Below are 6,640 nucleotides of genomic sequence, written 5' to 3'. Positions count from 1 at the left end.
CACCAACTAATATAATGAATACTCCTATTTAATTCCAACGTGACTTCAGCAAGGGCTTGATAAGAAATTAGTTATCCAAGGAGGTCACTAAAGTTAGTTTCTCAGAGACCTGCATGCCAAAAATGATGGACATAATGATTTCAAAGCATGCGCGTCATATAAACTACGAAACAAAAGCCAAATAACCGGGATTATCTGGCTTTTGTTTTACATATTTTACTGAGTTAAGGCAGATTAAATGCCTTGACGAGGAAGACCGCCATCTGAGCGCGGGTGACGGAGTCGCCGGGACAGTAGTTGCCGCCGCCAGATCCGGCAGTGATGCCATCGGCCACGAGCCGTTAATGAAAGCCGCGCCAAAGGCATCAGTGGCGACATCCGCGAAGCCGGTGCTGACTCCCACCGCGGGCGGAGTATAGCCCGAGCCGTTCCTGGCCTTCAAAAGGAAGATCGCCATTTGGGCGCGGGTGACGACACTGTCAGGGCAGTAATTTCCATTACCACATCCGCTAGTGACGCCTTCGGCAGCGAGTTGTTTGATCCAGGCTGCGGCCCAGTAATCGGTGTCGATATCGCCAAAGCTGGTGCTGACCCCACCGCAGGCGGGTGTAAGCTTGAACCGTGGATAACCTTCAATAGAAAGACGGCCATCTGCGCACGGGTAACGGTGCTATCGGGGCAGTAATGCCCGTGCCGCAGCCGCCGGTTACGCCGGCTTTAGCGAGGCGCTCTACAAAGTTATTGGCCCAGTAATCAAATGGCACGTCGTCAAAACAGGGCAACTAAAGACATACGCAGCGCGAACTACTTCGTGCAGAATTATCGGCCTGATCCCTGGGTTCCGGCCGGTGGCATGCTATCTCTCCATATGGTGCGCCAACTGCCACGGTGTTGCCTGAGTGCGAGTGGGAATAGCCAAAGTAGTCACTTGCTTCAGTGTTGGAGGCTTTCAAGTAGGAGTGTTGATACCAGTTCGTGCCCGTGCGGGTGAAGATATAAGCAGCGCCAGAGTAGAGTGCTGAATTATTCGCCTGATCTCCATTGACACCGGTTGCATTGCTGCTTTCATCTGGCGCCCCAACCGCAAGGATATCGCCTGAGAGTGACACGTCCGTACCAAAGTAATCATACTCTTCGGTGTTAGAGGCTTTGATATACGCCTGCTGACTCCAGGTGCTGCCCGTGCGGGTGAAGAGCATACACTGCGCCGGATTCGACGGCCGAAGTATCCGCCTGATTCCTGTTTACACCGGTGGCGTGCTGTCTTCATACGAAGCCCCAACCGCCAGAGTATCGCCTGGAGAGTGACATACTGGGATGCACCAAAGTAACTTCTGTTTCGGTATTGGAAGCCTTGATATATGCCTGCTGACCCGGGTAGCCGCCCAAAAGCGTAAAATACATACACCGCGCCAGAGTAAGGTGCAGAATTATCAGCTTGATTGCCATTCACACTGGTAGCGCTGCTGGATCCATACGAAGCTCCAACCGCAAGAGTACCGCCTGAGAGCCATGGCAAGAATCAGCAAAGTAATCATGCTTCGGAATTGGAGGCTTTGACATACGCCTGCCGGACTCCAGGTGAACTGCTGCTGCGCGTGAAGACATACACCGCGCCAGATCTTCGGCAGAATTATCAGCCTGATTTCCGTTTATTCTGTGGCATTGCTGTCTTCATAATAAGCCGCAACTGAGATGGTGTCGCCGGAAATATTCACGAGCCTGCCAAAGTAGTCATCCATTTCGGTATTAGATGCTTTGAGATATGCCTGCTGGCTCCAGGTAGTTCCAGTACGTGTGAAGACATACGTTGTACCGTAGATCCGCTGGCGGAATTATCGTTGATTTCCGCTTACACCTATGGCATTACTATCTTCATTAGGCGCACCAAACACGATGGTGTCACTTGAAATATCCACAGACAAACCAAAGGTCACCTATATTCGCTGGGTTGCTTTGGAGATATGCCTGCTGACTCCACACCCTCCGCTGCGGATGAAAACATAGACCGCGCCAGAACCACCGGCTGAATTATCCGCCTGATTCCCATTCACGCCCACGGCGTTGCTGTCTTCATTAGGCTCCAATTACGAGCGTATCCCCAGAAAGCGCCATGGGATAACCAAAGGAATCAATCGCCCCGGTGTTGGAGGCTTCCAAATAAGCTTGCTGGTGTCGGGGAGAATGGATGCTTCCAGTGATGGAGCGAGTGTATAGATCTGCGCCCAATCTTCCGCGCTCAGGTTAATCGTTTCAGAAGTGGCGGCCACTGCTTTATGCGGGCAAGGGCGCCGGTCAATAGGAACGTTACGATCAAAAAGATGGAACCGATCTTGGCAATTGTTTTTCCACTAAACATATTGTCTCCTTTTGGGTGGGTTGATCTGGACAAAGTTTACCTGGTATTATTTTTTTATTGTAGCACTATTGTTTTTAAATGATCACCGTCAGAATTCATCCTAATACTTGTCCAATTATCACATAATTAATCCAAGTTGCGACCTTGAAGAATTTGCACAAGACTTAACGCAAAGACGCAGAGTCGCAAAGAAAAAAACATTAAATCTTGGCGACTTTGCATTAAGAAATTCAGATCAAAAGCGGTTCAAAAGACAAAGGTAGCAATTTGCGTTAATTAAGTGATGGATGAATCAAATAGAGCCATGAGAAAAATCTCATGGCTCTATTTGATCTACTTTATAACTTGATAATCAATTTCTTCGACATACCCTACGGCAGATTAAATGCCCTGACCAGGAAGACCGCCATTTGGGCGCGAGTGACCGAGTCGTTGGGACAGTAGTTGCTGTTGCCACAACCGGCAGTGATGCCATCGGCCACCAGTTGTTTGATGAAGGCTGCGCCAAAGGCATCAGTGGCGACATCATTGAAGCCGGTGCTGACTCCCACGGCAGGCGGAGTATAGCCCGAGCCGTTCCTGGCTTTCAAAAGGAAGATCGCCATTTGGGCGCGGGTGACTACATTATCGGGACAGTAGTTACCGCCGCCACAGCCGCCAGTGATGCCTTCGGCTGCCAGTTGTTTGATCCAGGCTGCAGCCCAGTAATCGGTGGCAACATCGCCGAAGCCGGTGCTGACTCCTACGGCAGGCGGCGCATAGCTTGAGCCATGAATTCCTTTCAACAGGAAGATCGCCATTTGCGCGCGGGTGACCGAGTTATCGGGACAGTAGATGTCCGTGCCACAGCCGCCGGTGATGCCAGCGTTGAACAGGCGTTCGATGTAGCTGCTGGCCCAAGAAGTCAATGGGACATCGCAGAAGGTGGCAACTGCGGCTGCCTTGCTAACGGTATAGGTTTCACCACTGGTGAAACCTGCGAACAATGGATTACTAACTGCATCAATAATGCTGTTGTCATCAAGGACATTGAGGCGGATGGTACCGTTGCCGCTGCCGGTGTTGACTGTGACAGTGTAGACACTGCCTGAGCCGCTGAGTCCGCTGAGGGCGGGGGAGGATACGCCGGTTGTCGTCAGGGAGAAATCGCTTAAGTCTACTCCGATGACGGGTTCAGAGAATGTGACGGTGAAGTCTACGCTGGCGAGGTTGGTGGGGTTGGCGTTGGCGCGAACGCTTGATGAAACGATTGGAGCGTCTTTTTCAATGGTGTAGGTCTGCCCGGTGAGCAGGCCTGCGCCTAAGGGGTTGAGGGAATCATCTTTGATGGTGTCGTCATCTAACACATTCAAGCGGAGGGTGCCGCTGCCGCTGCCGGTGTTGACTGTGACAGTGTAGACACCGCCTGAGCCGCTGAGTCCGCTGACGGCGGCGGAAGATACGCCGCTTGTCGTCAGGGAGAAATCGCTTAAATCCACTCCGGTCACTGATTCTGAAAAGCTGACGGTGAAGTCTACACTGGCGGCGTTGGTGGGATTGGTGGATGCGCGGACTGAGGAAGTGACGACGGGAGCGGTTGTATCGCCTAGTTCATACGCGCCGATTTCACAATGAGTGCCAAACGGGCGGGTGACTCCATTTTGCGAAGTGTTATTCACGGGTGCGTTTGCACAGACGGTGTCGTCGCCGGTATCAATGGCAGAAGAACCTACATTCAATGGGAAGTAGGCCGGAGAACCAGTCAACGAGCCGAGGGCTGGGTCTACGCCGATGATGTTTCCATCCACGCCATTGGTTAATCCGCAGGCACCCACTCCAGTGGATTCGATCAGGTTGTTATTGCCTGTGAGCGTACCTGTGAGTAAACTACAGTCTACGCCATTGATCGTGTTTGCGATGATGGTATTGTACATGCGTAGAACACCGTCTTGGTTGACAAGCGCACTTGCTCCGCTAATGACTGGGGTGTTTCCAAAAAGAGTGCTGTTGGCAATTGTCATTCTGCCCTGATAGTTGTAAATGGCGGAGCCTGAGTCACCAGTAGAGGTATTGCCCGAGAAGGTACTGTTCGCGATGACCATATCGCCAGACAGGTTATCTACAGCGCCAGAGCCGTATGCTGTGTTGGACAGGAAAGTACTATTTGTAATAACCACATACCCACTATTGTTGGCAAGACCACCGCCATAATTATTGCTGCCACCAGCATTCCCCCAAGAGACGGTCAGACCGTCGATCTTAAGATATCTTTTTCGCCTACAACAAACATGCTGTAGGCATTGTCGCCATCGACGGTGATATCGCCGCCTCCAAGAATGGTTAAGCCATAGGTTTTGGAAAGTCCTTGCAAATTTGCATTCAGCAGGATGCTGGTTGTGCCGAGGCTGTTATGAAAGATGATGATATCGGGACCGCTGGCATTGCCAACGGCGCAGGCATCTGTGGCAATGTTGAGTTCGGCTTATTGCATGGCTTCTCTCAAGGAGCAATCACCATCAACGTTTAACTCATCTGCATTCGTGTTGACGGTGATGGTTGTGCTGGCAGGTTCGAAGCGTGCGATGTAATCTGAATTTGTGTTACCAGCCCAGTCGGTGAAAACACCACCGGCGTAGATACTCTCTCCACCCGGACTGATGGCGATGGCATCAACCTGTCCTGAGCCTGCTATGGCGCCCAAAGCAGACCAGGTGCCGCCGCTGAATTTGGCGAGATGCTTGATATCTGCATTGCCATCAACAGCCGGAAAATATCCACCTACAAATACATCTCCATCGATCAGCGCAATATCCCTGATGTAACTAAATGGCAATCCACTGCCCAGAGGAGACCAGCTCCCGCCGCTGAATTTGGCAATTCCGGATGTGTCTGCAACCCCGCCTGCGCTGGAAAAATCCCCACCTGCGTACACATTCGCGCCATTTACTGCAACCACATAAACAGTATTATCCATTCCTGTACCCAAAGCGGACCAGGTGGCGCCATCCCATTTGGCGATCCTGGATGTATCTACCACCCGCCTGCACTGGTAAATTGCCCGCTAACGTACACATCTGTCCCGCTGAAGGCAATGGAATAAATATTTCCGTTCGTGCCTGTCCCCAAAGCAGACCAGGTTCCTACTCCGCCAGTAAGTTTTGCAATGTAATCTGCATTTGCGTCTCCGCTTGCATTGGTGAAATTCCCACCCACGTATATGTCTGTCCCACTTATGGCAATGGCATAAACATCACCAATCAATGCCGGACCTACAGCAGACCAGTTTGTACCATCCCATTTGGCGAAGCGATCTGCTTCGTCTATGCCTCCTGCATTGTTGAAATCGCCAGCGACGTATAAATCAGTTCCGTTGGTGGCTAAGGTGAATACATAACTATTTAATGGTATGGTTCCCAAGGCCGACCAGGCAGTACCATCCCATTTGGCGAGGTAATCTGCTTCGGCTACGCCGCCCGCATCGGTGAATTCTCCAGCGGCGTATAAATCTTTTCCAACCATTACCATTCTGTTGACGCGTCCATTTAACCCTGCGGCTGCTGAATCCCAGGTGTTTGGCGTGGCCAGCGGACGAAAGACGGGGTCACGGCTTATGTCAAATTCTGAGATGGTAAGTTCTGGGTTCAAATCCAGTATGCTATTTGCATTATCTGGCTGGTTACTTTCCGCGCGCGCGGGCGTGGTAAAGGCTGCCGTGCCAAACAATGAAGTCAAGAGGGTGGAGAGGATCAACAGATTGAATAAAAACTTTAAATGAAGTCTCATATAATATTTCTCCTTAATTGGGCGAATGTGGAGATATTGTATGGGGATTATCTTGAATCTGCAATCAAACTTGTGTACTGAAATCCGGCACAAAAAACATGGCTTACCCGTGAAATATTAATTTCAGAGTGAGTCATGTTTGCGATAAGATGGAGGTCATTAAAAGAAAAAGCTTTGAGACTTTGCGGGTAACGTCAATAATGTATAAGGAATATTCACCGCAAAGGCGCAGAGTCCGCAGAGTTTTTAAAAGGTTTTCTCAGCCTTCTCCGCGACTTATTACCCTGCGGGCTGCGGTCAAAAATTGCCGATTTAACCATAACCTTAGCCTATCCATTATTCACGTTGGTTAAATTTTCAGACACTTTCTAAAGGTCTTTTTTTGTTAATCAGGCTTTTACGAAAGCGAAGCAGACTTTTTAAGGTTTGTGTATACGATATAGAAAGATAAAACAAAAAGCCAGATAATCTCAATTATCTGGCTTTTTGTTTTACTTGTACAAATGAATTAAGAGTTTG

General features: G+C 50.1%; 11 protein-coding genes and 1 pseudogene. All 12 read right to left on the bottom strand.

The window, feature by feature from the left end:
- Window positions 1-163 precede the first annotated feature (163 nt).
- The gene (locus IPL71_RS11805; protein WP_345321793.1) at window positions 164-457 is read right to left on the bottom strand and encodes a hypothetical protein; all 294 of its coding nucleotides are present in this window, start codon (window positions 455-457) and stop codon (window positions 164-166) included.
- 6 nt (window positions 458-463) lie between these two features.
- Window positions 464-571: pseudogene (locus IPL71_RS25925) on the bottom strand (hypothetical protein); the annotation flags it as partial.
- Window positions 572-782: 211 nt separating this feature from the next.
- Window positions 783-1,199 carry an FG-GAP repeat protein gene (locus IPL71_RS11800; RefSeq protein WP_345321791.1) on the bottom strand — a complete coding sequence of 139 codons (417 nt, stop codon included), beginning with the start codon at window positions 1,197-1,199 and terminating at the stop codon, window positions 783-785.
- 67 nt (window positions 1,200-1,266) lie between these two features.
- Window positions 1,267-1,404, bottom strand: a complete 138-nt coding sequence (locus IPL71_RS11795; protein ID WP_345321790.1) for a hypothetical protein — start codon at window positions 1,402-1,404, stop codon at window positions 1,267-1,269.
- 248 nt (window positions 1,405-1,652) lie between these two features.
- A complete protein-coding gene (locus IPL71_RS11790) occupies window positions 1,653-1,742 on the bottom strand; it encodes a hypothetical protein (protein WP_345321789.1) in 90 nt (29 codons plus the stop codon).
- A gap of 93 nt (window positions 1,743-1,835) precedes the next feature.
- Entirely contained in the window at window positions 1,836-1,919 is an 84-nt protein-coding gene (locus IPL71_RS25920; RefSeq protein ID WP_514130775.1) for a hypothetical protein, read from the bottom strand.
- Between the two features lie 18 nt (window positions 1,920-1,937).
- On the bottom strand, window positions 1,938-2,087 hold the full coding sequence (locus IPL71_RS11785) for a hypothetical protein (protein ID WP_345321787.1): 150 nt from the start codon (window positions 2,085-2,087) through the stop codon (window positions 1,938-1,940).
- Window positions 2,077-2,160: a hypothetical protein gene (locus tag IPL71_RS25915; RefSeq protein WP_514130774.1), complete on the bottom strand. Its 84-nt coding sequence runs from the start codon at window positions 2,158-2,160 to the stop codon at window positions 2,077-2,079. The genes IPL71_RS11785 and IPL71_RS25915 overlap by 11 nt, the downstream gene beginning before the upstream one ends.
- A 570-nt stretch (window positions 2,161-2,730) precedes the next feature.
- The gene (locus IPL71_RS11780; RefSeq protein ID WP_345321785.1) at window positions 2,731-4,515 is read right to left on the bottom strand and encodes an S-layer homology domain-containing protein; all 1,785 of its coding nucleotides are present in this window, start codon (window positions 4,513-4,515) and stop codon (window positions 2,731-2,733) included.
- 68 nt (window positions 4,516-4,583) lie between these two features.
- Window positions 4,584-4,709: a hypothetical protein gene (locus IPL71_RS11775; protein ID WP_345321784.1), complete on the bottom strand. Its 126-nt coding sequence runs from the start codon at window positions 4,707-4,709 to the stop codon at window positions 4,584-4,586.
- A 111-nt stretch (window positions 4,710-4,820) separates the two neighbouring features.
- Window positions 4,821-5,375, bottom strand: coding sequence for a CSLREA domain-containing protein (locus IPL71_RS11770; RefSeq protein WP_345321782.1), 555 nt, complete (start codon window positions 5,373-5,375; stop codon window positions 4,821-4,823).
- Window positions 5,369-6,121 (bottom strand): hypothetical protein, encoded by a 753-nt coding sequence (locus tag IPL71_RS11765; RefSeq protein ID WP_345321780.1) that lies wholly within the window; start codon window positions 6,119-6,121, stop codon window positions 5,369-5,371. The genes IPL71_RS11770 and IPL71_RS11765 overlap by 7 nt, the downstream gene beginning before the upstream one ends.
- Window positions 6,122-6,640: the final 519 nt, after the last annotated feature.

This window comes from Candidatus Villigracilis proximus, assembly GCF_016717045.1.
GTDB lineage: Bacteria > Chloroflexota > Anaerolineae > Anaerolineales > Villigracilaceae > Villigracilis > Villigracilis proximus.
This window is presented reverse-complemented; position numbering and strand designations above follow the sequence as displayed.

Bases quoted from the DNA above. Each gene is read 5' to 3' on its own strand.
- IPL71_RS11805 (WP_345321793.1), bottom strand. From the start codon at position 457: ATGGCGATCTTCCTTTTGAAGGCCAGGAACGGCTCGGGCTATACTCCG.
- IPL71_RS11800 (WP_345321791.1), bottom strand. From the start codon at position 1,199: ATGCTCTTCACCCGCACGGGCAGCACCTGGAGTCAGCAGGCGTATATC.
- IPL71_RS11795 (WP_345321790.1), bottom strand. From the start codon at position 1,404: ATGTATTTTACGCTTTTGGGCGGCTACCCGGGTCAGCAGGCATATATC.
- IPL71_RS11790 (WP_345321789.1), bottom strand. From the start codon at position 1,742: ATGGATGACTACTTTGGCAGGCTCGTGAATATTTCCGGCGACACCATC.
- IPL71_RS11765 (WP_345321780.1), bottom strand. From the start codon at position 6,121: ATGAGACTTCATTTAAAGTTTTTATTCAATCTGTTGATCCTCTCCACC.